The organism is Robiginitalea aestuariiviva, from assembly GCF_029537735.1.
Lineage (GTDB): Bacteria > Bacteroidota > Bacteroidia > Flavobacteriales > Flavobacteriaceae > Robiginitalea > Robiginitalea aestuariiviva.
Genome location: NZ_JARPUQ010000001.1, coordinates 675,649 through 701,915, shown reverse-complemented (window position 1 = coordinate 701,915; position 26,267 = coordinate 675,649). Strand labels below are relative to the sequence as shown.

The 26,267-nt window shown below is 55.9% G+C and carries 23 protein-coding genes and 1 tRNA gene; 14 read left to right on the top strand and 10 right to left on the bottom strand.

The features are described 5' to 3' along the window. Positions 1–27 precede the first annotated feature (27 nt). On the bottom strand, positions 28–2,304 hold the full coding sequence (locus OZ410_RS03135) for a TonB-dependent receptor (RefSeq protein ID WP_277706457.1): 2,277 nt from the start codon (positions 2,302–2,304) through the stop codon (positions 28–30). Positions 2,305–2,386: 82 nt separating this feature from the next. Between OZ410_RS03135 and OZ410_RS03130 the strand changes: the two genes are divergently transcribed. Both OZ410_RS03130 and OZ410_RS03125 read left to right on the top strand, forming a co-directional pair. Continuing rightward, positions 2,387–3,043, top strand: a complete 657-nt coding sequence (locus OZ410_RS03130; protein ID WP_277706456.1) for a metal-dependent transcriptional regulator — start codon at positions 2,387–2,389, stop codon at positions 3,041–3,043. Positions 3,044–3,045: 2 nt separating this feature from the next. Next, a complete protein-coding gene (locus OZ410_RS03125) occupies positions 3,046–3,861 on the top strand; it encodes a ZIP family metal transporter (RefSeq protein ID WP_277706455.1) in 816 nt (271 codons plus the stop codon). A gap of 28 nt (positions 3,862–3,889) precedes the next feature. Here OZ410_RS03125 and OZ410_RS03120 read toward each other — a convergent pair whose 3' ends face one another. After that, positions 3,890–4,408 carry a DinB family protein gene (locus OZ410_RS03120; RefSeq protein WP_277706454.1) on the bottom strand — a complete coding sequence of 173 codons (519 nt, stop codon included), beginning with the start codon at positions 4,406–4,408 and terminating at the stop codon, positions 3,890–3,892. A gap of 184 nt (positions 4,409–4,592) precedes the next feature. Between OZ410_RS03120 and OZ410_RS03115 the strand changes: the two genes are divergently transcribed. Genes OZ410_RS03115 through OZ410_RS03105 form a run of 3 tightly spaced genes read left to right on the top strand, consistent with a single transcriptional unit; the run spans position 4,593 to position 7,516 of the window. After that, positions 4,593–6,626 (top strand): S9 family peptidase, encoded by a 2,034-nt coding sequence (locus OZ410_RS03115; protein WP_277706453.1) that lies wholly within the window; start codon positions 4,593–4,595, stop codon positions 6,624–6,626. Beyond that, a complete protein-coding gene (locus tag OZ410_RS03110; protein WP_277706452.1) occupies positions 6,627–7,064 on the top strand; it encodes a hypothetical protein in 438 nt (145 codons plus the stop codon). Then, positions 7,061–7,516 (top strand): DUF2141 domain-containing protein, encoded by a 456-nt coding sequence (locus OZ410_RS03105; RefSeq protein WP_277706451.1) that lies wholly within the window; start codon positions 7,061–7,063, stop codon positions 7,514–7,516. The genes OZ410_RS03110 and OZ410_RS03105 overlap by 4 nt, the downstream gene beginning before the upstream one ends. 6 nt (positions 7,517–7,522) lie before the next feature. On the opposite strand, the gene OZ410_RS03100 is transcribed toward OZ410_RS03105, so the two are convergent. Both OZ410_RS03100 and OZ410_RS03095 read right to left on the bottom strand, forming a co-directional pair. Continuing rightward, the gene (locus tag OZ410_RS03100) at positions 7,523–10,768 is read right to left on the bottom strand and encodes a S41 family peptidase (protein WP_277706450.1); all 3,246 of its coding nucleotides are present in this window, start codon (positions 10,766–10,768) and stop codon (positions 7,523–7,525) included. Positions 10,769–10,877: 109 nt separating this feature from the next. Beyond that, on the bottom strand, positions 10,878–11,291 hold the full coding sequence (locus OZ410_RS03095) for a TonB-dependent receptor plug domain-containing protein (protein WP_277706449.1): 414 nt from the start codon (positions 11,289–11,291) through the stop codon (positions 10,878–10,880). 87 nt (positions 11,292–11,378) lie between these two features. On the opposite strand from OZ410_RS03095, the gene OZ410_RS03090 reads away from it, so the two are divergent. Then, a complete protein-coding gene (locus OZ410_RS03090) occupies positions 11,379–11,771 on the top strand; it encodes a DUF423 domain-containing protein (protein ID WP_277706448.1) in 393 nt (130 codons plus the stop codon). Here the strand turns inward: OZ410_RS03090 and OZ410_RS03085 are convergent, their stop codons facing one another. From OZ410_RS03085 to OZ410_RS03070, 4 genes are all read right to left on the bottom strand, one after another. Beyond that, the gene (locus tag OZ410_RS03085; protein WP_277706446.1) at positions 11,772–11,900 is read right to left on the bottom strand and encodes a FeoB-associated Cys-rich membrane protein; all 129 of its coding nucleotides are present in this window, start codon (positions 11,898–11,900) and stop codon (positions 11,772–11,774) included. Next, positions 11,900–14,128 carry a ferrous iron transport protein B gene (feoB, locus tag OZ410_RS03080; protein WP_277706445.1) on the bottom strand — a complete coding sequence of 743 codons (2,229 nt, stop codon included), beginning with the start codon at positions 14,126–14,128 and terminating at the stop codon, positions 11,900–11,902. Before feoB ends, OZ410_RS03085 begins: the two co-directional genes overlap by 1 nt. Then, complete coding sequence (locus tag OZ410_RS03075; protein WP_277706444.1) at positions 14,121–14,360, bottom strand: FeoA family protein; 240 nt, start codon at positions 14,358–14,360, stop codon at positions 14,121–14,123. The genes feoB and OZ410_RS03075 overlap by 8 nt, the downstream gene beginning before the upstream one ends. Positions 14,361–14,444: 84 nt before the next feature. After that, entirely contained in the window at positions 14,445–15,119 is a 675-nt protein-coding gene (locus tag OZ410_RS03070) for an SCO family protein (RefSeq protein WP_277706443.1), read from the bottom strand. A gap of 162 nt (positions 15,120–15,281) precedes the next feature. On the opposite strand from OZ410_RS03070, the gene rseP reads away from it, so the two are divergent. From rseP to OZ410_RS03055, 3 genes are all read left to right on the top strand, one after another. Next, on the top strand, positions 15,282–16,628 hold the full coding sequence (gene rseP, locus OZ410_RS03065; RefSeq protein WP_277706442.1) for an RIP metalloprotease RseP: 1,347 nt from the start codon (positions 15,282–15,284) through the stop codon (positions 16,626–16,628). 91 nt (positions 16,629–16,719) lie between these two features. Beyond that, positions 16,720–16,796, top strand: a tRNA-Asn gene (locus tag OZ410_RS03060). A gap of 98 nt (positions 16,797–16,894) precedes the next feature. After that, positions 16,895–17,218, top strand: a complete 324-nt coding sequence (locus tag OZ410_RS03055) for a GIY-YIG nuclease family protein (RefSeq protein ID WP_338156640.1) — start codon at positions 16,895–16,897, stop codon at positions 17,216–17,218. A 111-nt stretch (positions 17,219–17,329) separates the two neighbouring features. Here the strand turns inward: OZ410_RS03055 and OZ410_RS03050 are convergent, their stop codons facing one another. After that, positions 17,330–18,316 (bottom strand): sterol desaturase family protein, encoded by a 987-nt coding sequence (locus tag OZ410_RS03050; RefSeq protein ID WP_277706441.1) that lies wholly within the window; start codon positions 18,314–18,316, stop codon positions 17,330–17,332. Between the two features lie 244 nt (positions 18,317–18,560). Between OZ410_RS03050 and OZ410_RS03045 the strand changes: the two genes are divergently transcribed. After that, the gene (locus tag OZ410_RS03045; protein WP_277706440.1) at positions 18,561–18,917 is read left to right on the top strand and encodes a hypothetical protein; all 357 of its coding nucleotides are present in this window, start codon (positions 18,561–18,563) and stop codon (positions 18,915–18,917) included. A gap of 16 nt (positions 18,918–18,933) precedes the next feature. Here OZ410_RS03045 and OZ410_RS03040 read toward each other — a convergent pair whose 3' ends face one another. Next, positions 18,934–19,791 carry a creatininase family protein gene (locus OZ410_RS03040; protein WP_277706439.1) on the bottom strand — a complete coding sequence of 286 codons (858 nt, stop codon included), beginning with the start codon at positions 19,789–19,791 and terminating at the stop codon, positions 18,934–18,936. Positions 19,792–19,913: 122 nt separating this feature from the next. Here OZ410_RS03040 and OZ410_RS03035 point away from each other — a divergent pair, with 122 nt between their 5' ends. The 4 genes from OZ410_RS03035 to OZ410_RS03020 all read left to right on the top strand — a co-directional run bounded on the left by OZ410_RS03035 (position 19,914) and on the right by OZ410_RS03020 (position 26,211). Then, positions 19,914–21,341 carry an MBOAT family O-acyltransferase gene (locus tag OZ410_RS03035; RefSeq protein WP_277706438.1) on the top strand — a complete coding sequence of 476 codons (1,428 nt, stop codon included), beginning with the start codon at positions 19,914–19,916 and terminating at the stop codon, positions 21,339–21,341. Positions 21,342–21,418: 77 nt separating this feature from the next. After that, positions 21,419–22,297 (top strand): hypothetical protein, encoded by an 879-nt coding sequence (locus OZ410_RS03030; protein ID WP_277706437.1) that lies wholly within the window; start codon positions 21,419–21,421, stop codon positions 22,295–22,297. Between the two features lie 162 nt (positions 22,298–22,459). Next, positions 22,460–22,822 (top strand): thioredoxin, encoded by a 363-nt coding sequence (trxA, locus tag OZ410_RS03025; RefSeq protein WP_277706436.1) that lies wholly within the window; start codon positions 22,460–22,462, stop codon positions 22,820–22,822. A 131-nt stretch (positions 22,823–22,953) separates the two neighbouring features. After that, positions 22,954–26,211 (top strand): WD40/YVTN/BNR-like repeat-containing protein, encoded by a 3,258-nt coding sequence (locus OZ410_RS03020; protein ID WP_277706435.1) that lies wholly within the window; start codon positions 22,954–22,956, stop codon positions 26,209–26,211. The last annotated feature ends 56 nt before the right edge of the window (positions 26,212–26,267 follow it).

Genomic DNA, 26,267 nt, shown 5'->3' with positions numbered 1-26,267 from the left:
GCTCAAAGGTACGAATTCGGGCGCGGGTTAATCCAGGCGGTAGCGTACCCCCAGAAAGCCCCGGATGCCCTGGTTAGGTCCATAGACATAAGAGGGGTCGAAGGTGAGGGCGTAGGGGTTGTCTGCAGTGGCCACGGCATTGCCCTGGGCGTCGAAGGTAACCTCCCGGTCAAAGGGATCATTGGCCCGTGCGATGATAAAGGGGTTCCCCCGGTTGGGGGTCCAGTCCAGCAGGTTTTTCACCCCCCCGTACACTTCCCATCCCCCGGTGGCCTTATAGGTCAGTTGAATGTTCTGGATACTCCATGTAGGGGAATATTCCCGACGCGGGTCCAGGTTTCCCAGCAAGGGAAGCCGCATGGGCCCGTAAAGGTTACCGGTGTAGTCGACGGTGAGGCGCAGGGCCCGGATGTCGTAACTCAGGCTCCAGGTGCTTGTAAAACGCTCGGTGAGAATCTGCTGGCTGCGCACCCCGTCCCGGGTTTGGGTAACTTCCTGCAGGGTAGCGCCCACCATGGCTTTAAACCCACCGGCCAGGGCAAGGTCCAGATTGGCGCTTACCCCTTTGGAAATGGCATGTCCGTCCAGGTTCCGGTAGCGGATCTCGTTCGGGTCCGAATCGTAGTCCGGGAGGATGGCATTGGTAAAATAGGTGTAGAAAACCGAAGCGTCCAGCCCCAGAAAATGCCCGCCCCGGGTGTAGATTTTTTTCAGGTAGTTGAGGTTGGCATTCCAGGAGCGCTCCGGCTCCAGGGTTTCCGAAATTATCACCTCCCGGGCCCCGGTCAGGGCGGCGTGGTCCTCGGTAAAGAGATTCACGACCCGGAAACCCGTTCCGGCATTGAACCTGAGAATATCGGACTCCGAGGGTTTCCAGCGGTAGGCCAGGCGGGGGGTCAGGATACCCCCGTGGCGGGGATGGTGGTCAAAGCGCAGCCCCCCCAACAGGGAATGCCCTTCGGTAAAGCCCCATTCGTCCTGCAGGAATATGCCCGGCAGCAGGAATTGGTCCGGGGCATTCCCGGTGGTGGATGCTGTGGCGGGGGTATTGTCGTCGTAATAGTTATAGCGCAGGGCTGCCCCTGCCAACAGGTCGTGACGCCCGGCAGATTTGTCCCAGGTGAGTTGTGCAAAGCCTATGCGCTGGTCTGCCAGGTAGGGGATGTTCCCATAGACGGAATTCTGGTGATGGTCATTGTAGGATACGGCCAGCATAAGGGGTTCATCCACCGGCAACTGGTACCGGCCCAGCACTTCCCACCTGCGGGTGTAGATGCTTTCGCCGTACACCTGGTCGCCCCCGCGAAAGGCAGGGGTCCACTGCATTTCGCCTCCCCAGCGGTCTTCATAGAATAACCTACCGGCAAGCTGGAATACCCTGGCATCGGGCCTTCGAAAATTCCATTTCTGGAATACCGAAATCCGCTCCTGCAGGGTCACGTCGGTAAAGTTGTCTCCGTTGCGGTCCGCTGGTTGGTCGTAATTAAAATAATTGAGGCCCAGCAAGAGATCTGTTTTGGGCCCTATGGGTACTTTGCCGCCGGCATCCAGGTTGTATTCCCCCCAGCTGCTGCCCATGGCATCGGCAAAAAATTTGGGGGCGGACAGGGCAGATTTGGTGATGATATTGATTAGCCCGCCCACGGCCTCACTCCCGTACAGGCTGGAAGCGGGCCCTTTTACGATTTCGATTTGTTCCACCAGGCTGTTGGGGATGCCGCTCAGGCCGTATACAGTGCCCAGGCCGCTCACAATGGGCATGCCGTCAATGAGCACCAGGGTATAGGGGCCTTCCAGGCCATTGATGTGGATGTCTCCGGTATTGCAGACGTTGCAATTGATCTGGGGCCGTACGCCGTTCACGTTTTGCAGGCCTTCAAAGAGGTTTGGCGTGGGGTTGCGTTTAAAAAACGTAGGGCTATAAACTTCTACGGGTACGGGCGTTTCGGTCCGCTTAACGGCCTTCATGGTCCCGGTCACCACGGTTTCATTCAGGCGTTCCACATCGGGTTCCAGGGATACAGGGGGAAGTTGCAGGGGGGCTTGCCCCAGCGTGATGCGTTGTACGTGTGGCCGATATCCCAGGGCAGAAACCGTAAGCTGGTAGGATCCCGGCGCAATCCCTTCCAGCCGAAACCGGCCCAGGGTATCCGTGGCGGTGCCCCACTGTGTACTCCGGAGCCGCACATGGGCCAGGGGGATAGGCTCCAACCGGTCGTCCAGGATGGTGCCGGACACGGGCTGGCCCTGCCCCAGGACCCCCAGGGGAAGGCACAAAAACCACAGGAAAACACGGAAGTACATATTGTTGCAAAATAAATTTAGACAAATCTAAAAATATGTTTTTAATATAAAAAATGTATTTTTGGAATACCCAAGTGCGTCCATGACACAATCCGAGGAAAACTACCTGAAGGGGATTTACCACCTGAGCCACGCCGGGCGTGCCTCGGTTTCCACCAACGCCATTGCGGCGCATATGGAAACCAAGCCCTCTTCCGTGACCGATATGCTGAAACGCCTTTCGGACAAGGACCTGGTGGATTACCAGCCCTACAAAGGCGTAACCCTTACCTCTGGGGGAACGGCCCAGGCCCTGAGGGTGATTCGCAAACACCGGCTTTGGGAGGTCTTCCTGGTGGAGAAGCTGGACTTTAGCTGGGACGAGGTACACGAGGTGGCGGAGCAACTGGAACACATTGCCAGCGAAAAGCTGATCGACCGCCTGGATGCCCTGCTGGATTATCCGGATTTTGATCCGCATGGCGACCCCATACCGGACAAGGAGGGCCATTTCAAGACCCGTGAAAAACGACTGCTGTCTACCCTGCAACCCGGTGAAAAAGGGGTTTGCATCGGGGTTAAGGATTCCTCCTCCCCCTTCCTGCGCTTTCTGGATAAAAACGGAATTGCCCTGGGCACGCGGATTGCTGTGCTGGAAAAGGAAGAGTTCGACGATTCCATGGCCATACAGATGGGGGAGCAGCAGTTGCAAATTTCCCATCAGATTGCCACCAACCTGTATATTAAACCCATTACCTGATTATGGAAGCCGTAATTGCCTATCTGGAAACCATCAACCCGATTCTGGCGGCGCTATATGCCACCCTGTTTACCTGGCTGCTCACCGCCCTGGGGGCTGGGCTGGTATTCTTTTTTAAAACCATGAACCGCGCCGTACTGGATGGCATGCTGGGCTTTACCGGGGGCGTGATGGTTGCAGCCAGTTTCTGGAGCTTGCTGGCCCCGGGTATCGAAATGAGCCCTGGGGAGGGCTTTGTCAAGGTAATTCCCGCGGCCGTGGGCTTTTTTCTGGGTGCCCTGTTTATCTTCGGACTCGATAAGGTACTGCCGCACCTGCACATTAACTTCAAGGAAAGCGAGGGGATTCAAACGCCCTGGAGGCGTACCACCCTGCTTACCCTGGCCATCACCCTGCACAACATCCCGGAGGGTCTTGCAGTCGGGGTGCTTTTCGGGGGCGTGGCCGCAGGCTTTGAAGGCGCTTCCATTGGAGGAGCCGTGGCGCTTGCTATTGGGATTGGCCTGCAGAACTTCCCGGAAGGCTTTGCGGTGGCCATGCCGCTTCGGCGTTTTGGCCTGAGCCGCCGCAAGAGTTTTATGTACGGTCAGGCTTCCGCTATCGTGGAACCCATAGCGGGCGTTCTGGGCGCCTGGGCCGTACTCACTTTTCAGCCCATTCTCCCCTATGCTCTGGCCTTTGCGGCCGGCGCCATGATTTTTGTGGTGGTGGAAGAGGTCATCCCGGAAACCCAGCTGGACGATTTCACGGATATTGCTACCCTGGGTTTTATCGGAGGATTTATTGTCATGATGGTGCTGGACGTCGGGTTGGGATAAAAAAAACCGGCCCGAAGGCCGGCGTTTTTTATTGTCCCTGACTCCAGGGGGGTACTACCCCGTTGGAGCGGGCATAGGCAATCAACTGCCCCTTGTGCTCCCCGTTGTGCTCCAGGATCACCAGCAGGGAGGAAAGCCGGTTGAGCTTGGTAAAGCCCAGGTCTACCTCTTCGCCCAGGGTCCCTTCTTTAACCAGCCCCATTACCTCCGCAATAAAGGCGCAGGATTGTTTGTAGGTGTCAATAATGGCCGCTTTCCCCTCAATGGTTTCCATCTGCATGATATCTACCCCTTCCGGGATGGCATAGCCCATCCGCATGGCAATGTAATAGTTGGCCGCAGCGGTGTGCAGGATGGTTTCCCCCACGGACCGGATCCCTTCGGCCGGGCGCCAGTTCATCTGTTCTTCACTGAAGGCCTCTGCCAGGGAGATGATATTCCCCTGGGTTTGTTCGAGCATGCCGGAAATCCCGGGGACGACAACGGCTTCCTGGGACCAGGCGCTAAAGGCAACCAACCCCAGGAGCACTACGCTTAATTTTTTCATTTGGAAAGGATTTAAAAGTTGATGTTTGTTGTTGGTCGGGGGCAATTCCTGAAGATAACAAATAAATCGGCTTTTTTTCGATCCGTATTCCGGGTGCTCCTCACGGGGGCATTTAGCGACAAAAGTGTACGGGAAACACCCCGGATGTTTTATTTTTAGGCCACAGACCCCAAACGCTGCTAATATGAGAACTGTTACTTCCGTCCTTTTCATCGGGCTTCTTGCACTATCAACCCTTTATTCCCAAACCAAACCCTTCGAAGCCCTGGATGTTTTCCAGCTGCAATACGCTTCGGATCCCCAAATCCATCCGGAGGGTAACACCGTGGTGTACCGGCGTATGCGCTTCGATATCCTTAAGGACCGGGCCGTGGGCGACCTCTGGATCCTGAATACCGATGGCAGCGGGCACCAGAAGCTCACCCCCCTGGAGGGTTCCGAGTCCTCCCCCCGGTGGTCCCCGTCCGGAGATCGCCTGGCCTTTGTGCGCAGCACGGAGGAGGGGTCCGAGATCTACATGTACTGGAGGGCCGGCGGGAAAGTGGCCCGCCTGACGCAATTGCCTTTCAGTCCTGCTTCCCTGACCTGGTCCCCCAACGGGAAGCAGCTTGCTTTCTCCATGCATGTTCCCCAGCCCCCACCCGTTTTGGCCAAACTGCCCAAGGCGCCCAAGGGGGCCCAGTGGGCTGGTGCGCCACGGGTAACAGATCGGCTCTATCACGAAGCGGATGGCAGGGGCTACATTGCCCCGGGCTTCAACCACATTTTTGTAATCCCTGCAGATGGGGGGGCGTACCGGCAGGTTACCGCCGGTAATTATCACCATCGCGGCAGGCTTTCCTGGTCTGCGAACGGGGGTGAGATCTATTTTTCCGGCAACCGCACCGAGGATTGGGAATACGATTTCCGGAACAACGAGGTCTATGCGGTGTCGGTATCCGATGGGACATACCGTACCCTGACCAGCCGTTACGGCCCCGACCAGGAGCCGGTAGTTTCCCCGGATGGGCAATGGATTGCCTATCGGGGGTACGAAGAAAAGACCCAGGCCTACCAGGTAACCCAGCTGTTGCTGATGCGCACGGACGGCAGTGGCCAAAGGGTCCTGACCGGGTCCCTGGACCGCAGCGTGGGGGATTTGCAATGGGATTCGAAGGGCAAGGGCGTCTATTTCACTTTCGACGATGCGGGGAACACCAAGGTGGGTTTTGTGACCCTGGACGGGCAGGTTTCAACCCTGGCACAGAACCTGGGGGGCACGTCCATTGGGCGGCCCTACGGGGGCGGGTCTTACAGCGTGTCCCGCGGAGGGCGCCTGACCTTTACCCTCACCCGGCCCGAACACCCGGCAGACCTGGCTATAGTGGATAAACCCGGGCAGCAGCCCCGCCGCATTACACAGCTTAGCGAGTCGCTTCTGGCGTTCAGGGAGCTCGGCAAGGTGGAAGAAGTATGGTACCCTTCCACGGTAGACGGGCGCAACATTCAGGGTTGGGTGGTTTACCCGCCCGGGTACGACCCTGCCAAAAATTATCCCTTCCTGGTCGAAAACCATGGCGGGCCCATCTCCAATTACGGGGACCGTTTTTCGGCCGAAATGCAACTGTATGCTGCGGCAGGTTATGTGGTATTCTATCCCAACCCCCGCGGGAGTACCGGTTACGGGGAGGAGTTCGGGAACCTGCTGTATAACAATTACCCCGGGGACGATTACCAGGATGTGATGGATGGGGTGGATTATTGCATTGCCCGCGGTATTGCCCGGGAAGACCAGCTCTTTGTGACCGGGGGGAGTGCCGGGGGTATCATGACGGCCTGGATGGTTGGGAAGAACAACCGGTTTGAAGCGGCTGTGGTCGCCAAACCCGTGGTAAACTGGATCAGCAAAACCCTGGTGGCAGACAACTATTTCTATTATGCCGAAAACCGCTACCCCGGGCAACCCTGGGAAAATGTCGAAAACTACTGGAAATTCAGCCCCCTGTCTTTGGTGGGCAATATTCAGACCCCGACGCTAGTTATGGTAGGTATGAACGATCTGCGGACCCCGCCCAGCGAAGCCAAACAGCTCTACCATGCCCTGAAATTGCGGAAGGTGGAAACGGCCCTGGTGGAGATCCCGGAGGCCAGCCACGGCATTGCCAACCGCCCCAGCAATCTGATCAGCAAGGTGGCACATACCCTGGCCTGGCTGGAAAAATACCGTACTGCGGATTAGATGGGTACACGGAAAAGACATTGGTTCTGGAACCTGGTCCTGGCCCTTAGCGTGCTGTTTTGCCTGCTGGCCCTGGCTGCCCATGCCCGTACCTGGAAACGGCTACAGCAGGACCGGATCCAACTGCTTTCCGGGGTCTATACCCTGGACCTTCCCATCGGGGACATAGACCGGATGGAATGGGTCCCCCGCCTTCCTCAGATGGAGCGAGAGCACGGATTTTCGGCCTGGGCCATGGAAAAGGGGCGCTTTCGGGACTCCCTGAACCCGGACCAGCAGGTGCTGGTACTGGTCGATAACCTGAGGCACCGTAAAATCCGCATCCGGTACCGGGATTCCCTCTGGTTGTACCTGAACCTCCAGGATTCCGTAGAGACGGATGCTCTCTATCAATGGCTGGAGTTAAAAATGGCTGAAACCGAACCGGGCGCAAAATGACCGAAGTTCTTATTTTTGCGGCCAAATCTGCACGTGTGAAGGTCCTGTTGACCCTTGTATTGTTTGTCTGGAGTTCCCAGGCGGCTTTTGGCCAGAACCGGCTGGAAGTACAGGTAGAAGGCGTGGGCTCTTCTGAAGGACTGATCCATGTTGCGATCTACAATACCGAAAAGGAATTCCTGAAAGAAGCCGGGGTGTTCCGCACCGATTCCGCCAAGGCCACCAAGGGGGTCACCCGCGTTTCGATTGAAAACCTGCCTTCCGGGAATTACGCCCTGGCCATTTTCCACGACCAGAACGCCAACGAGCGCCTGGACACCAATTGGATAGGGATCCCCAAAGAACCCATAGGCTTTTCCAACGCCCGGGTCAAGCCTTTTGGCCCGCCCAGTTTCCGGGATTGCATGCTGGTGTTGCAGCAGGATATGGTCATCCATATCCCGCTGCAGTAATTTTCATTATTCCGATTTCACGGAAGTCGGGTCAAACCCGTCCGGGCGCTTCCAGCGCACCGGGGCCTCCGGTTCCTTGGGCAATTCAAAACGTTGGGTTTCCAGCAGGCGCAGGGCTTCCTGTACCCCGCGTTCCAATTGGGGATCATGGCCTTTGAGGACGGCTGCCGGGTCCTGGATCACCTCGATGTCCGGGGCGATCCCTTCGCCTTCCACGGCCCATTTGCCGTCCAGGTCAAAGAACCCGCCACGCGGGGCCACCATACGGCCGCCATCAATAAAGCGCGGGGTATCCCAGGTCCCAACCAGGCCGCCCCATGTACGCGTTCCCACCAGGGGCCCCAGTTTTTTCACCCGGAACATATAGGGCAGCAGGTCCCCGCCGGAGCCGGCGCGCTCATTAATGAGCATCACTTTGGGCCCCCAGATGCCCGCCATGGGCGTGGTCCAGGGGCGGTTGCCGGCCGTTTTGCTGTTGAAGTATCCCACCCGTTCCCGGTCCATGATGTCGATCATGTAATCCGCGGCAAAGCCGCCGCCGTTGTTTCTTTCGTCAATGATTACGCCTTTTTTATCCTGCTGGGCAAAGTAATATCGATTAAAAGATTCGAAGCCCCGTCCGGAAGTATTGGGGACATAGACATAAGCCAGTTTCCCGCCGGAGAGGCTGTCTACCTTGCGGCGGTTGGCCTCTATCCATTGGTAGGTCCGCAGGCCGGATTCGCTGCGAACGGGCTTTACCAGAACCTCGCGTTTGGAGTCGCCCCTGGCGTTTGAAGCCAGGGTCAGGTATATCTCCCGCCCGGCGGTTTGCTCCAGCAGGGCATAGGGGTTGATCCCCTCCTTCAGTTCCTTCCCGTTAATGGCCAGCAGGAAATCGCCTGCCTTTATCCCCATGCCCGGTAAGGCCAATGGGGCATATAAATCGGGGTTCCATTGTTCCCCGGTGTAGATGTGAGAAATGCGGTATCGCCCCTGTTCCACGGTAAAGTCACAGCCCAGCAGCCCAACCGGTACCCGGTCCACATCCGGCCGGTCCCCCCCGGACACATAGGAGTGGCCGATAGCGACTTCCCCGCTTAAAATGTCCACCACGTAATTCAGGTCGGTACGGTGGCGGACGTGCTCAATCCAGGGAGAATACCACTGGTAAATGGCATCCCAGGGTGCCCCGTGTACGTTGTCCACATAGAGGAAATCCCTCATATACCGCCATCCTTCCCGGAAGATCTGGGCGTATTCTTCCCTGGGGTTTACTTTCAACTGCATGCTGGTCTTCAGGCTGGTGGCATCGGACAGGTCCTTGCTTTTGGATTTGCCGAGCTTCCAGGTGCTCCCCTGGCGCACCAGGACCTGGTCGCGGGAATCGGAAACTACATAGGCCCGTACATTTTCGCTGTAGGCTGTGGCCTTTTGCTTGTCCACCTCGTACTTGTGCAGGGTAAGGCCCTGGGCATGGGGTACGGCTTCGGCAATAAAAACAATGCCTTCCGGCCCGGCTTCCAGGCCCACATATTCCCGCCCGGGCAAAGACAGGGGAATGATCCGGTCCTGTATGCCCCGGGCATCCAGGGTAACCGACACCTCTGTTTTGGCATCTTTTCCCTTGGTATCGGCATCCGAACCGCTTTCTTCCTCATCGCTCCTGGGCAGGGTAGGAGCCTTGCCGGTGGCGGAAAGTACAATGGCATAGAGATTCCGGGTGTACGGGATATCCAGGGAACTCATGTCCAGCCATCCGGATTGCAGGGCATAATTGGTACTGGCCAGGAAATAGAGGTACTTGCCTGAGGCATCCCAGGCCGGGGTCAGGGCATCGGCCATGCCGTCCGTAAGTTGTACCGTATTCCCGCTGGGCAGGTGATAGGCGAAAAGCGCCTTATAATGGCTGTTCAGCTGGCGGCTGTAAGCAATCCACTTGCCATCCGGGGACCAGACGGGGCTCATTTCCCGGTTGGGGTGGGCGTAGCGATCCGTGGCTACCTTAACGGCTTTCCCATCGGCCAGCGCCAGCACCCAGATGTTGTAGTGGGTGTCCGTATAGGCAATATACTGGGCATTGGGAGACCACTGGGGCCGAAAGAAAAAGGTAGGCTCCGGCAGGGAGTAGGTCTTCTGGATGGCGCCCATCTGATCCGCCACCACCAATTCGTATTCCCCGCTGGCATCCCGGAACCAGGCAATCCGGTCCCCCTTGGGCGACCAGGCCGGGAAGCGGTCCGCCACCCCGGAAGTATTGCTCAGGTTACGCCAGGTGCCCTCATCCGCCGGAACGCTGAAGATCTCGCCGCGGTGCTCAAAAAGGGCGCGCTTGCCGTTCGGGCTCAGGCGGGGGTTCTCCAGCCCGCTGCCGGAAACTTCCTCCCAGCGTGGGCGGGCAAAGTTCATGTCCCCTTCCACCGAAATGCGCAGCTGTTGTGTAGCGTTGGTTTGCGGGTTCAACAGGTGGAGGTAGCCGCCCTGCTCATACACAATCCCGGCCGGGCCGGCATCCAGGCTTTTAACGTCGAATTGTTTGTGGAAGGTATGCTGTTTTTCGGTTCCCGTTGCCGGATCGAAGGACCAAATGTTGGCCGCGTAATCCCGCTCGGAAATATAGAAGACCTGCCCCTGGTGCCAAACGGGGTCCAGGTGCCGCTCCCGGTCCTTTTGGGGGGTGCGCTGCAGGGCGCCGCTCTGCAGGTCCACAATCCATACCGGCATGGCCTGCCCCCCGCGGTAATTGCGCCATTCGGGGTCCCAGAAGGTAATGGGGGTGTAGGCAATTTTAGACCCGTCAGATGAAATTTCCCCGAAGGCCGCCCGAGGTACGTTTACTGCCTCTGGCATTCCCTGCCCCGGTACGGTGGTATACAGGCGGTTCAGCTGGGTGGGATGCCCTTCCCGCGATGAACGGAACAACACCTTTCCCCCCGGGGTCCAGCCCTGTACCACATCTGCCCCCGGGTGCCAGGTGAGTCGCTGGGGCTGCCCGCCGGAGGATGGGATTATATAAACATCCGTATTGCCGTCGTATTCGGCTGTAAAGGCAATCTGCCGGCCATCCGGCGAAAAATGGGGGAAGGATTCCTGACCCTCGTCCGAGGTAAGGCGTACGGCTTTGCCCCCGGCAAGGGAGCTTTTCCACAGGTCATTGGCATAGACAAAGACAATTTCGGAATCCGATACGGTGGGTTGCCGCAATAGCATGGTACCCTGTGCCGTGGCCGAAAAGCCTGTTGCACACAGGAGAAGGGTCCAGAGTGATTTCATCGTGTTGTAAATTGGTGCTTGAAATTAATAAGAAAAAAGGGGGTGTCAAACCCGCCCACGCGGAGTCTGGTCGGAACCGGGATAGGGATTGCGGAATACCGAGTTCCGACTAATTTCCTTTCCGGGTGGTGATCAGGATTACCCCTGCGGATCCCCGGCTGCCATAGAAGGCCGCATCGGCGCCGGAAAGCCCTTTAACGCTCTCCACATCTACGGGGTTTACGATATCCTTAACCTGTCGGTAGGAGCTTCCGATAATCAGCCCGTCCAGTACATAAAGGGGTTCTCCCGTGCGGCCGGATTGCAGGGCATTGTTGCTTTTGACAAATACTGGTACGCCGTTTTCCAGGGCAATACCGGGAATTCTACGGATACGGGTCAGTAGCGGGATCACCGCGCTGTTCTGGCGGTCCAGGTTTTGTTGGAGCGTTTCCCCATTTGGGTTCGCGGTTTTGGAGCTACCACAGGAGTTCAACAGGAGGGCGGCAAGAAGGAAGGTACCCAGGAATAAACGAGCATGCATAGGGTTGGTCTTTTTTGAAAGATAGGCAACGGACCGGGAAAGCCCAATAGTTTTGGTTTAACTTTAACGCAACCTAAACTTCCCGTTATGGAAACCATATTGCTGGCCCAGGTTTTCGGGGCCCTTTTCGGATTTACCGGCGTGCTGTTGGGGGCCTTCGGGGCCCACCGCCTTAAGGGAAAGCTCTCCGAAGAACGCCTTCAAAGTTTCGAAACCGGGGTGCGATACCAGTTGCTGCACGCCCTGTTGCTGCTCATGCTCTCCTTTAACCTGAGCTTTACCGCCCCCGTAGAAACCTGGCTGGTGCGCCTGCTGGTACTGGGCGTACTTCTATTCTCCGGATCTATTTACGGGTTAGTTTTCAGCGGACACCAAGGCAGGAAATGGAAATTCCTGGGGCCGGTTACCCCTGTAGGGGGCTTGCTGCTGTTGGCTGCCTGGGGGATGCTGGGCTACGCTTTCCTGGCCAACCTCTTCTGATCAGTGGCAATTGCAGTCCCCGGCATCGCAGCCTTTGGATTTGCGCGGCTTCCACAGGAACTTCCGGATCAGGTAGAATACGGCCCCGGCCAGGATCAGGTATGCCAGAAGATGTTGCCAGAATTCCATCAGGACAGGATTTGATACGCCAGCAGGGCCACCAGGTACGCAAAGGTGGTCATAAAGCCCAATTGCAGCATGGGCCACTTCCAGCTGTTGGTTTCCCGTTTCACAATGGCCAGGGTACTCATGCACTGCATGGCAAAGGCATAAAAGAGCAAGAGGGAAATGCCGGAAGCCAGGTTAAAGAGGGGCTCCCCTTTTTCCTCATTGATTTCGGCGGCCATGCGGTTCTTGATGGTTTCCTCCTCGTCGCTGCCCACGCTGTAGATGGTGGCCAGGGTTCCCACAAAAACTTCCCGGGCGGCAAAGGAGGTAATCAGGGCAATGCCGATTTTCCAGTCGTACCCCAGGGGTTGTACCATGGGTTCAATCAGCTTGCCCATCTTCCCGATCACGGAGTGCTCCAGGCGGTAGCTTGATATTTCCTGGCTCAGGGCACGGGCCTCCAGGTCCTGTTGCCGGGCGTCCAGAGAATCGGCCAGGCGTTGCGGCCCCAGGGGTGTGGTTCCTTCCTCATCCAGGGCTTCCCGGTACCGGTCCAGGTTGTCCGCGATATAGTTTTTACTGTAGGTGGTAAAGCCTTGTTTTTTGACCCGTTCGGTTACAATACGGTCGGCATTTTTGAATTCCTCCGAAAATCCATTGGACCCCAAAAACCAAAGCACAATGGAGATGGCCAGGATAATTTTCCCCGCCCCGTACACAAAGCTCTTGGTCTTCTCCACCACAGTATAAAAGACATTTTTCCAGAGGGGAATCTTGTAATTGGGCATCTCCACCATAAAGAACTTCCGGGAGGGGATCTTCAGGATGCGGTTGAGCGCCCAGGCGGACACCATGGCGGCCACAAACCCAAGCAGGTAAAGGATCATCAGGGCCAGGGCCTGGTAGGACAACCCGATAAAACGCCCTTCCGGGATCACCAGGGCGATAATGATCAGGTAAACCGGCAGGCGGGCGGAACAGGTCATAAAGGGTGTCACCAGGATGGTGATGAGCCGTTCCTTCCAGCTTTCGATGTTCCGGGTGGCCATCACTGCAGGGATGGCACAGGCGGTCCCTGACATCAGGGGCACCACGCTTTTCCCGCTAAGGCCAAAGGGACGCATCAGCCGGTCCATCAGAAAGACCACCCGACTCATGTACCCGGATTCTTCCAGGATGGCAATAAAAAAGAACAGGAAGGCAATCTGCGGGATAAAGATGACAATGCCCCCGATCCCGGCAATGATGCCCTCGGCAATCAGGTTAGTGAGGATGCCTGGCGGGAGGCTGGTTTTTACCCATTCGCTGGCCGAGGCAAAAAAGGCGTCTATCGCATCCATGGGCACCCCGCTCCAGTCAAAAATGGCCTGGAAAATAGTCAGCAGGATCAGAAAGAAGATCAGGTATCCGAAAATGCGGTGGGTCAGGATGCGGTCAATCCCGGCCCTCAGGCCCTTGGCGGCTTTCAGGTCTACCCGGTAGGTTTCTTTCAGGATATCGTTGATCAGCTGGTAGCGACGGATGGTTTCCCTGTGCTGTAGCTTTTTGAGCTCCTGCCGGGATTTGATTTCAAAGCTCTTTTCCCCCCCGGGCAACTTCTTTTGCAGGGGGGTAAAATTTACGTCCTGGGTAATGACCACCCAAAGTTTGTAGAGGTCTTCGTTGGGGAAGGCCTTGCGCAGGCGATCAAAATACGGGGGGTCTATGCTGGCGATATCCATGCAGGGCTGGCAGGAAAGGCAGCGGTAGTTTTCTATAATCGCCTTGAGTTCTTCAATGCCTGTGTTCTTCCGGGTACTCACCAGGGCTACGCGCGTTTGCAGCCGTTTTTCAAGTTCCGGGACGTCCACGGAAATCCCCTTGCGCTTCATCCGATCCGCCATGTTGATGACCAGGATGGCCGGGATACGCAGGTCCTTAATCTGGGTGAACAGCAGCAGGTTCCGTTTCAGGTTCTCCACGTCCGAAATCACCACCACCAGGTCCGGGAAGTCCGGGGCGTTTCGATTCAGGAGGATTTCCACGGCTACGCTCTCGTCCAGGGAAGTGGTGTTCAGGCTGTAGGTTCCGGGCAGGTCGGTAATGTGGGCGCGCACGCCGCGGGGCAGTTTGCAGATGCCCTGTTTTTTTTCAACCGTGATACCCGGGTAATTCCCCACCTTCTGGTTGAGCCCGGTCAGGCGGTTAAAGACGGAGGTCTTTCCGGTGTTCGGGTTTCCGATTAAGGCGACTTTGATATCCTTACTCATGCCCAGGGAACGGTTCGATTTCGATTTGCATGGCCACAGTCCGCCGGATGGCGATGTGCGAGCCGTTCACATTGATGTACAGGGGGTCGCGCAGGGGCGCTTCCTGTATGAGTTCCACCTCACAGCCCGGCAGGCAGCCCAGTTCCAGGAGTTTGATGGGCAGGATGTCCTCGGCGAACTCCTTGATGATCCCCTTTTCTCCGCGTTTCAGATGGGCTACGGTGTAACTCAATTTTTATTTAGATTGATTATAAAGCGAAAACAAAAGTACGGCAAAAAAAACCCAATCCCGGCATGCCTTCGGGAAAAACTTGCCTTACTCCCGGTACTCCTGCTTTAGGATGGCCAGGTCCTCCAACAGCCGGTCCATATCCTCCCGCTTGGTACCGTCGTAGGTGCCCCGGATGCGACGCTCCTTATCCACCAGGATAAAATTTTCGGTGTGGATCATATCGTAGGGCCCGCCGTCCCCATCGGATTTTACCGCCATATAGGAGCGGCGTGCCAGGGCGTAGATCTGCTTTTTGTCGCCCGTAACCAGGTTCCATTTGGCATCGACCACCCCTTTTTCCAGGGCGTATTTCTTGAGCTGGGGCACGGAGTCGATGCCGGGTGTTACCGAATGGGACAACAACAATACTTCCGGGTCTTCCATCAATTCGGCCTGCAGGTAGGCCATGTTGTCCGTCATGATGGGGCAGATGCTGGGGCAGGTGGTGAAAAAGAAGTCGGCAATGTAGATCTTCCCGGCGAAATCGGCCTGGGTTATCGTATCCCCATTCTGGTTCAGGAGGGAAAAATCGGCAACCGTATGGTACTTTTTAACGTATCCGATTTCCGGGTCCACCAGCTCCGGGTCAAAATCTGCAGGTTGGTATACCGGCAGCACTTTTTTAGGTTGCAGCGCCCGGTAAAACAGGATAACGATTACGGCCGAAAGTCCGAGCAGGGTTATCCCGAAAAGCTTGTATTTGGCAAAAAAAGATCGCACTCCAGCAATTTGCCACAAAGGTACGCAAGCCCGGGTTGGCCTTCAAGAATTTCGCCCGGTTGGGTGCTAAATCTTTCTTAAACCCCGTGGCCCGGAAGTTTAATTTTTTAAAAAACCCTGCTAATAATGTAGCTTTGTGCGATTTCAAATCTACCAGCGCCTATGTCGCCTATCCTCATACAAGGATTACAATTCCTGCTAAGCCTCTCCCTGCTGATCGTCCTGCACGAGATGGGGCACTTTATCCCGGCCAAGGCCTTTAAGACCCGGGTGGAGAAATTTTACCTGTTTTTCGACATCAAATATTCCCTTTTCAAAAAGAAGATCGGGGACACCGTATACGGCATCGGGTGGCTGCCCCTGGGCGGGTATGTGAAGATCGCCGGAATGATTGACGAGAGCATGGACACCGAGCAGATGTCCGGCCCGCCCGAACCCTGGGAATTTCGGTCCAAGCCGGCCTGGCAACGCCTGATCATTATGCTGGGCGGGGTAACGGTGAACTTCCTGGTGGCCCTGGTGATCTATATCCTTACCTCCTGGTACTATGGGGATGCCTACATCTCCACCGATAGCATCAAAGGCGGGTACGAGGTCACCAACCCCGTACTGGTAGACCTGGGTATCCAAACCGGGGACAACCTGGTGGCCATAGACGGGCAGCGCTATGAGAATTACGAAGATCTCAGGCGGAACCTGATAACCGCAGAAGAGATCACCGTGGCCCGCAACGGACAGGAACGGACGGTGAAGCTCCCTGAGGATTTTCTGGGGCAGCTTTCCACCGGCGAGGACATCAGCCTTTTTGAACTGCGCATTCCCTTTGTGGTGCGTTCGGTGCCGGACAGCTCCCATAACAAGGCGGCCGGCCTGAAGCCAGGCGATTGGCTGCGCCGGGTAAACGGGGCGCCCATTACCTATTACGACCAGCTGCCCGGGATGCTGGATACCCTGAAGGGAACGGCGGTAGCTGTACAGGTAGAGCGGGACGGCCAGCTGATGGACCTCTCCCTGCAGGTAGACGGCCAGGGCAAACTGGGGGTCTACGGGGGCGGTGGTACCGTAAAGGATTATGTGGATGCCGGCTACTTCAATACCGTTATTAAGAAGTACGGCTTCCTGGAAAGCATCCCTGTGGGAAGCCAAAAGTTTGTAAAGCAGATTGCGGGGTACTGGCTGCAGCTTAAAAAGATCTTTACCCCGAGTACAGGTGCCTACAAAGGCGTGGGCGGGTTCAAAGCCATATTTGATATTTTCCCGGACTACTGGAGCTGGCAGGGTTTCTGGAACATTACCGCCTTTCTGTCCATCATGCTGGCGGTGCTGAACCTGCTGCCCATCCCTGCCCTGGACGGGGGCCATGTGATGTTCCTGCTCTACGAGATGATCTCCGGCCGCAAGCCCAGCGATAAGTTTATGGAGTACGCACAGCTGGTGGGCTTTTTACTCTTGATTGCCCTGGTGGTTTTTGCCAACGGGAACGACATTTACAAGGCGTTTACCAGATAAAGAATCCCGATTTTTTTGTTGGGGTATTTTAAAGAAAGCATTATATTTGCCACCTCAAAATGCGGAATTAAGGCCGCCTTTTGAAATCTATTCCTCCTTAGCTCAGTTGGTTAGAGCATCTGACTGTTAATCAGAGGGTCCTTGGTTCGAGCCCAAGAGGGGGAGCCATGAAGCGGAGCGAGGCTCGCTTCATGGCGGTAAAGCGAACGCAGTTCTGCTTTACTGCCAAATAGTTTTAAGCCTTCGGGAAACCGAAGGCTTTTTTTATGCCGTTTAATTGCACGATCACGGCGCATCTTTGGCAAATGCTTCCCTATTGCGTTTATGTGCTTTATAGTCTAAGAGATGTACTGCTATATCATGGGTTTACGACAAACCTGGGTGCGCGTTTAGCCAACCATAACCAAGGTAAAACCAAGAGCACCAAAGGCCGCAGACCTTTGATGGTGATACATTCAGAATACTACCTTTCCAAATCGGATGCCCTTAGAAGAGAGCGGTATTTTAAGACCACTATGGGAAAACGAATGTTAAAGCTGATATTGCGGCATACCTTAATGCAATTAAGAGGGAATAAGGCGGAAACCTAGTTCATTGAAGGGGCTTTACCAGTGCACTGTCTCGCGCCTCACTTTTAACCAACGTTCGGCCGGGTTCGAGTCCGAGTGGGGAAGAGAAGGCCCATCAGAGATGATGAGCGATCAACTCAGGGATTTGAGATATTCCTGTCGAAGGCGTTTGGCGGTCTTGTGATGCCCGTCATGGCTCCATCCGGGAGGCATTATGATGTAGGCCATCTTATTGGCTATTCCCGGAGCGTTCCAAACGTCCTTGGCCAATGCAATGATTTCGCCAAAATAGACGTCTACAAAGCTTCCGCTATTGATTTCACGGGTGATGCCGTATTCGGGTTTTTGCGCCATGTCCTCTTCCTGATAGGTTTTAAACACGCGATCCCAAATGTTTAAAAGGTTGCAAAAGTTCGTATCCATATACAATGGATTACGGGCATGATGCACCCTGTGGTGTGAGGGGGTCAGGATCAAGGAATTGAGCCATCCGAATCGGGCGTCCTTAATGAGATTTTCACCCACGTGTATAAAGGCGCCATAGGTGCCGTCGATGAACATGATCAAAAAGAGCAATTCAGGTCGAACGCCCAGCAGGATACAAATAGAGGTGCGAATGGTATCGGCATAAGGAGCTTCTAAAAAGAAGTGCGCGTGAGTCACCGACAAATTCATGTCTTCGGGGGAGTGGTGCGTGGCATGCAGGCACCAAAACAGGCGCACCTTGTGTCCCAGATAGTGGTAGATGAAATGCGCAAATTCCCACACGATGTATCCATAGACAAACCAGTACCAGGTGCCCGAGGTTTGAAAAGGTGCGATGGGTTGAAGCCATCCGATGAGAAAACCAACCATGCCAATGGCTATGAAGCGGCCTACAATACGGTTGAAGACATAGATCAGAAAATTGACCTTGTACACCTTGGTCTGTGGCTTTTTGTAGACCAATCCCAGCACAAACTCCAGCAGAATAAGTAAAGGGATGATGGGATAAATGAGTGATGCCACACCCTCATAGGTTTTTAGGGCCTCATAATTACCGGCACTTAAAATCTCCCAGAGCGATCGAATGCCAAGAAATCCGACGATTTCCTGATACAGGGTTTCGAGAAATTCCATAAGGATCAATTCATGTTGAGTTAGGCGTATCTGTCTTAAGCACTCATAAAGCTAACGAATACGGACGTTTTATTTTAGAGTCATCTGAAGGGATAAAGCCGGGCTTAAAACCGCAAACAGCGTTTCCACTGTGGTTGGGAGAGAACGCCCCATGGCAGTGTACAGGCTTGTCAAATTGTTAAAACCCTCCCATTTTCCAATGCTATACGCCTTTTAATCCCGAACTTTTGGGAAAACTGGATACATGAAGCACTTATGGATTACCTGTGCCTTGCTATGTCTGGGCCACATCCCCCTGCAGGCGCAAACCGAATTTGAACTGGACCCCAACCAAAGCATGTTGATGTATGGGAAGGGTCCCGGGCAGGATGGCACCATTAACCCGTATGCCGGGGAAGACTGTTATGCCATTGTCAAAAACCTGGGCGAAGTGGCCTTTTCCATCCGGATACAGCAAAAGGGGGAAATTGTCCAAACGATTTCCATAAAAGGGATGGAAACCAAAAAAGTAAAACTCCTTGTGGGGCAGGAGCTGTACCTGGATCCGGAAACCGACCAAATGGCACGTGCCAGCGTGGGATATGAGAAAATACCTTTGTAACAGCACATCGGCTGACCTAGTGCTTCACCTTCTCAAAATATTCGTTTTGCACCTTCAGGGTAATGGTATCCGCTTTCACGGCGCGGATGGCCCGCGTGAGTGAGGCAACCGTGTTTTCGGTGATGATGCGCCCAAGGGCCTCGGAACCAACCTCCGCCTGCCCGGCGTAGTGGTTAGGGTAGGAGGCATACCACCAGATGGCGGTGTACAGGGTTCCCGGCAATTGCAGGCGCGCCTGGTTGGCCCCGGATTCCTGTGTGCTGCGCTCCAGCTTTACCAGCTCCGGCCGCAGGTAGAGGATTTCGGAGGCTTCCCGTTCGCCTCCATGCTGGTCCGTTGCGGGATCGGATTTGCGCGTTTCACGGATTTGTTTGGCCACGTCTGCCGGCATATCCGGCTCAAAAAAGTAGACCACATAATCCTTTTGGGTCTCCAGCTGGTTCTGGATAAAATACCGGATCATCTGGGGGTTGCCGCCGTGGCTATTAATCAGGATGATCTTCTTAAACCCGTTGCGGGCAATCTCTTTGGTAGTGGCTTCCAGCAGCTCCATGGCCAGTTTGGAAGGGAGGGAAAAGGTACCGTACTGTTGTTTGGCCTCGTTGATCTGCCCGTAAAAGTAATCCGGGAAGACCACGGCATATTCGTTGGCGGTGGCCCGTTTGGCCCACTGCCGGGCCCGGATCAGGTCCGAGCCAATAGGCACTCCCGGCCCGTGCTTTTCCAGGATACCGATGGGCAGGATGCAGGTGTAATTTGATTTTTCAAGGGCGAGCTCCCAGTCCGAGGCCACCAGCTCGTCCCAGCGGGTGGGGAGTTGTTGGGCAACTATTACGGGGGAACTCAAAAGCAGGAACAGAAGCAGTTTTTTCATGTGGGCTAAGGTTTGCCTGAATGTAGTGAAAATTCAGACGTACCCTGTTGCCCGGCCGGTGCTCGCCAGGCCGGGCCAATTCAACGGCATTTTGTTTCTTTGTTGCTACGCACCCGGGCCTTATGCTGTTCAATTCCCTCGAATTTGTCATTTTCCTGCCGGTGGTCTTTGCCCTGTACTGGTTTGTTTTCAATCGGAAAACTTCCCACCAGAACGCATTGATCCTGGTAGCCTCCTGCGTCTTTTACGGCTGGTGGGACTACCGCTTCCTGGGCTTGATCCTGATGTCCGTAGTGGTGGACTATTTCGCCGGCCTGGGTCTGGAAAAGGCAACCATCCCCTGGCGCAGGAAAGCCATTTTGGCGGGTAGCCTGCTGTTTAATCTTGGCCTGCTGGGCTTTTTCAAATACTACAACTTCTTTGTGGATTCCTGGGTGGACATGCTCCGCGCCATGGGGTTTGCGGCGGAGCATACCTGGACCCTGAACATCGTACTCCCGGTGGGCATCTCCTTCTACACCTTCCAGACCCTCTCCTATACCATAGACGTTTACCGGGGGCAGATCCGTGCCACGCGCGACTTTATAGCCTTTGCCGCCTATGTGTCCTTTTTTCCGCAATTGGTGGCCGGTCCCATCGAAAGGGCCTCCCACCTGCTGCCCCAGATCCGGCATCCCAGGACCTTCATCTACCGGCAGGGTGTGGACGGGTTGCGGCTCATCCTGTGGGGGCTGTTCAAAAAAGTAGTCATTGCGGATTCCCTGGCCCCGGAAGTGGACTATATCTTTTCGAATTACCAGGACGTAAGCGGCGGCACCCTGCTTTTGGGGGCGGTGTATTTTGCGTTTCAGATTTACGGGGATTTCAGCGGGTATTCCGATATCGCCATCGGGGTGTCCAAGCTATTCGGGTTTGAGCTGATGTCCAATTTCAAGTTTCCCTATTTCTCCCGGAATATCAGCGAGTTCTGGCACCGGTGGCACATCTCGCTTTCCACCTGGTTCCGGGATTACCTGTATTTCCCGCTGGGGGGTTCCCGCGTATCCAGGCCCAAAGCTATCCGCAACATCTTTATCATCTTTCTGGTAAGCGGCTTCTGGCATGGGGCCAACTGGACCTTTATCGCCTGGGGCGGCATGCATGCCCTCTTATACCTGCCCTCCTTTTTCCTGAAGCGCAACCGCCGCTTCCGGGAGGGGGTGGTGGCCCAACAGGCGCGGTTCCCCACGGCGTACGAGTGCTGGCGCATAGCGATAACCTTTGGGTTTGTGACTCTGGCCTGGATCTTTTTCCGCAGTCCGGATTTGGGAGCGGCCTGGGGGTACCTTAATGGGATTATAAGCCAGGGCCTTACCCCCCTGGGGTCTACCACCGGCCTGCTCTATATCCTGCCGCTGCTGTTGTTGGAATGGCACCTGAGGCGGGACGAACGCAGCCTGGTGATTTCCCGCCACAAAGGGTTGCGCTACGCCGTATATATTATCATGGGGTTTCTGGTGTATAACCGGATGTTTACCTCGGAAGTTCAATTTATTTATTTCCAATTCTGATCAAAGCCTTCCTTTTAAAAATATTCAGGTTTCTGGGCACTGCCTATCTGGTCTATCTGGGCCTGACGCTCCTATTGGTGCTGGCCTTTTCCACAGGGGCAACGGGATACCATGCAGACCGGGGCACCTTTGCCCGGGACTACCAGCAGGCCTTTGAACACGGCGATGCCAGGGTGCTGGTGCTGGGATCGTCCAGGGTGGCGGCTTCCCTGGATGCGGCTACCCTTACCCGCGGTCTGGGGGCCCAAACCTATAACCTGGCGTTTAACCAGGCCAACCTGACCTATACCCACCACCTGCTCAGGGCCTACCTGGAGGAGGCCCGGGAAATGCCGGAAGTGGTGATCCTGGGGGTTTCCTGGTTTTCCTTCGACACCCGCCGCCTGGCCTACAAGGAATACGCCTCCCAATTTGTATATCGCCACCCCATTTTGTTTTGGGACGAATTACTGCTGAACAAGCGCAACCAACTGGCCAATGGCCTGCTTACCCTGGCCCGGACCCTGGAGCGAAGCGGTGCCACTTACCAGGATTTTGACGCCACCAAAAAGCGCCACCCCAACCAGGATTCCACCCGGGTGAATTACGTTTTTGACCCCGGGGATGAAGGCTTCCTGAGGACTTTTCCCGGGGGCGAATCCCAAATGGCAGAACGGGAGCTGGAGGCTTTCGGGGCCATTCTGGAATTACTGGATTCCAAAGGCATTCCTGTGGTGTTTTACACCTCCCCTGAAGACCGGGCCTTTGCCCGTAGCCAGAAGAACCGGGAAGAGGTATATAAATACCTGAAGGCTGCGGCTAAGGGCAGGGTGTGGCTGGATTATTCCCCGGGAGGGAATCTTTACAGCGCCCGTTTCGAGAAGTGGATGCGGGACTCCCACCACATATATTTTAAAGAAGCCTTTACCCGCGTTTTCCTGAAGGATTTAATGGCCATCGCCCCTGCTGCGCCCTAGGGCCCAGGGAGGAATCCTGCGGTAAGAATCGGCCTTATCGCCCTGAAATCGGGCATTTCCATGTCAAACGACAATGTCATTGATGGTCAGGGGCTTGTGCAACTAATGTTACATCCGGCCCGGGAACCCCTGCCTACCTTTACCCCATAAAATCTTTGCGTTATGCCTACAGTAAAACTCACTGCTCAGAAGTTCAAGGAGGAGGTTTTTGACTACACTACCGAGACCGAGTGGAACTACAAAGGGGAAAAACCCGCCATTATCGACTTTTATGCGGACTGGTGCGGACCCTGTAAAATGGTAGCTCCCATCCTCGAAGAATTGAGCGACGAATATCCGGACGTGATTATCTATAAAGTGGACACCGAAGTGGAACGGGAACTGGCAGCGGTCTTCCAGATCCGAAGCATCCCCAGCATCCTGTTTATCCCGGTGGCCCAACAGCCTATGATGCAGGCCGGGGCTTTGCCCAAGCACGTGCTGGAAGACGTGATCCAAAATACCCTACTCAGCCCGGCATCCTGAGCCGGGTTACCCCGAAACCGTTAAATCCGGACCAAAACGGTCCGGATTTTTTATTTTCAGGTATCGGGCCCTGGTCTCGGGTACCGCCTTTTAATTTGTTACATTTAAAGGATCGAAAAGCCAATCACACTATGAAGAAAGTACTCCTGATGCTGGCCCTGAGTGCCGCATTCGCCTTTCAGGGGAACCCCCTGAATGCCCAAAGACGTAAAAGTGCTGCCCCGGCAGCCAAAGCCGACCTCCCTTTACAGGCCTTTGCCTTTCGCAACATTGGCCCGGCCTTCCTTTCCGGGCGCATTGCGGACATTGCCATCCACCCGGAAGATGAAAATACCTGGTATGTGGCTGTGGGTTCCGGCGGGGTATGGAAAACCGAAAATGCCGGCACTACCTGGACGCCCCTTTTTGACAAGGAAGCGTCCTATTCTACCGGGTGCATTACCCTGGACCCCGGAAACCCGAACACCGTTTGGGTCGGCACGGGCGAGAACGTGGGTGGACGACATGTGGCCTATGGTGACGGGGTTTACCGTTCCAAAGACGGGGGCAAGTCCTGGCAGAACATGGGGCTAAAAGCCTCCGAACATATCTCCAAAATCCTGGTCCACCCGGACAACCCGGACGTGGTCTGGGTAGCCGCCCAGGGCCCGCTGTGGAGTAAGGGCGGGGAACGCGGTGTCTATAAAACCACAGACGGGGGTACTACCTGGAAGCGCGTACTGGGCGATGAAGCCTGGACGGGTGCGACAGACCTGTTGATGGACCCCAGGGACCCCCAGGTACTCTATGCCGCCACCTGGGACCGCCACCGCACTGTAGCAGCCCTGATGGGTGGCGGTCCCGGTTCCGGTATCCATAAATCTACGGATGGGGGCGAAACCTGGGAGGAACTCACCCAGGGCCTGCCCCAGTCCAACCTGGGTAAAATTGGCATGGCTATCTCGCCCCAGCAACCGGATGTACTTTACGCGGCCATTGAGCTGGACCGGAAATCCGGGGCGGTATACCGCTCTGCAGACCGCGGCGCCTCCTGGACCAAGATGTCCAACACCGTATCCGGCGGTACCGGCCCGCATTATTATCAGGAACTTTATGCCAGCCCGCACCAGTTCGACCGGCTCTACCTCATGAACGTTCGGGTGCTCACCTCCGAAGATGGGGGTAAAACCTTTGTACAACTCAAGGAGCAAGACAAACACTCGGACAACCACGCCCTCGCCTTTAAAATGAGCGACCCGGATTACCTGATGCTGGGCACCGATGCGGGAATCTATGAGAGTTTTGACCTGGCCGAAACCTGGCGCTATCACAAAAACCTCCCCCTGACCCAGTTTTACAAGGTGGCGGTAAACAATGCTGAACCCTTCTACCATGTCTTCGGAGGGACCCAGGACAATGGTTCCGCTGGCGGGCCTTCCGCCACGGACGAGCGGGAGGGGATCAGTAACAAGCACTGGTACAAGACCCTTTTTGCGGACGGCCATCAGTCTGCCACGGACCCCCAGTATAATAACATTATCTATGCAGAGACGCAGCAGGGTGGGCTGCACCGGGTAGACCTTACCACGGGCGAACCGGTCTTTATCCAGCCCCAGGCCCGGGAAGGGGAGCCCCATGAGCGCTTCAACTGGGATGCGCCCATCCTGGTATCCCCCCACAACCCCGCCCGCCTGTATTTTGCCTCCTACCGGGTTTGGAAGTCCGAGGACCGGGGCGATAGCTGGACACCGGTTTCCGGCGACCTGACCCGGAACGAAGAGCGGCTGGAACTGCCCATCATGGGGCGGCAGCAATCCTGGGATAACGCCTGGGATGTAGGGGCCATGTCCAATTACAATACCATCACTTCCCTGAGCGAATCCCCCCTGCAGGAAGGCCTGCTATACGCCGGTACGGACGACGGGTATATTGCCGTAAGCAGCGACGGGGGTGGCAGCTGGGACCGCATCCCGGTAACCCGGCTGGGCCTGCCGGCCCGGAGTTTTGTGAACGACATCAAGGCGGACCTCCACGACGTGAACACCGTATATGTGGTGCTGGACAATCATAAGGAAGGCGACTTTAATCCGTACCTCTTCAAAAGCACGGACCGGGGACGTACCTGGACTTCCCTTTCTTCTGACCTGCCCAAGCGCACCCTGTTGTGGCGCCTGGTGCAGGACCACGTAAAAAAGGACCTGCTGTTCCTGGCCACGGAATTCGGGGTGTATACTTCCCTGGACGGGGGTGCAAACTGGCAGAAATTACCCGGCACGCCTAACATGGGCTTCCGGGACCTGGCCATCCAGAAGCGGGAAAACGACCTGGTTGCCGCCTCCTTTGGCCGCGGCTTCTTTGTGCTGGACGACTACAGCCCGCTGCGCGCGATGACCCCGGAAGCCTTGCAGGAAGAAGGAGTGCTCTTCGCCCCCAGGACGGCTAAATGGTATGTACCCCGTAGTAACCTGGGCAATACCGGAGCCGATTTTTACCTGGCCAAGAACCCGGAATTCGGGGCGGTATTCACCTACCACCTCTCCGGGGAATTCACTACGGCCAAACAGGCCCGTAAAAAGGCGGAAAAAGCGCCCAACGACCGGGGGGCAGACATCCCTTTCCCGGGATATGAAGCCATAGATGCTGAAAACCAGGAACAACCCGCCCAGGTCTGGATCACTGTTCGCGATTCCCGCGGGAATGTGATTCGCCACCTGAAGGAAAAGGCTGCCAAAGGCACCCACCGCCTGGCCTGGGACCTGCGCCATGCCAGTACTTCGGCCATCGATCCCGACCGCGCCGGAAGGGGAGGGGGATGGACCGGCCGCGGCCCCATGGCCACCCCGGGAACCTATACGGCCACCATGGCCCTGGAAAAAGACGGGCAGGTAACCCCCCTGGGCGAAGAAGTCCGCTTCCAGGTAAAACCCATCCATGATGGGGTCCTGCATGGGATGGATTTCGACAGCTACAATGCTTACCGGGAAGAACTGGCAGGCCTGCAGCGCAGGCTGGAAGTGATGCGGGATCGTTTTGACCAGGCTGAAGCCGCGCTTAACGGGTTTAAGATGGCGCTGGATCGCACCCCGGGCCCCACTGCTGCCCTGGCTGCAGACGTGGTTGCCCTGGAAGATGCCATCCGGGAGGTAAACCTCCGTATGGAAGGCAGTCCCGCCCGTGAGGAGATTGGGGAACGCAACCCGCCTTCGGTGCAATCGCATTTTAGCGTGGCCTTTAGAGGCCTTTCCACCACCTATGGCCCCACCACCCTGCATCGGCAAAACCTGGCCCTTGCGGGTAAGATGCTGACTGCGCTGGAGCCTGACGTGGATCGGATAGCCGGGCAACTGGTCCCGGCCCTGTCTGCGAAATTCAAAGCTGCAGGTGCCCCGTATATCAAAGGGGAGGACTAAAACGTGTATTTCAACAAGCAAAACCCCCGTGCAGTCGCACGGGGGTTTTTTAGTAT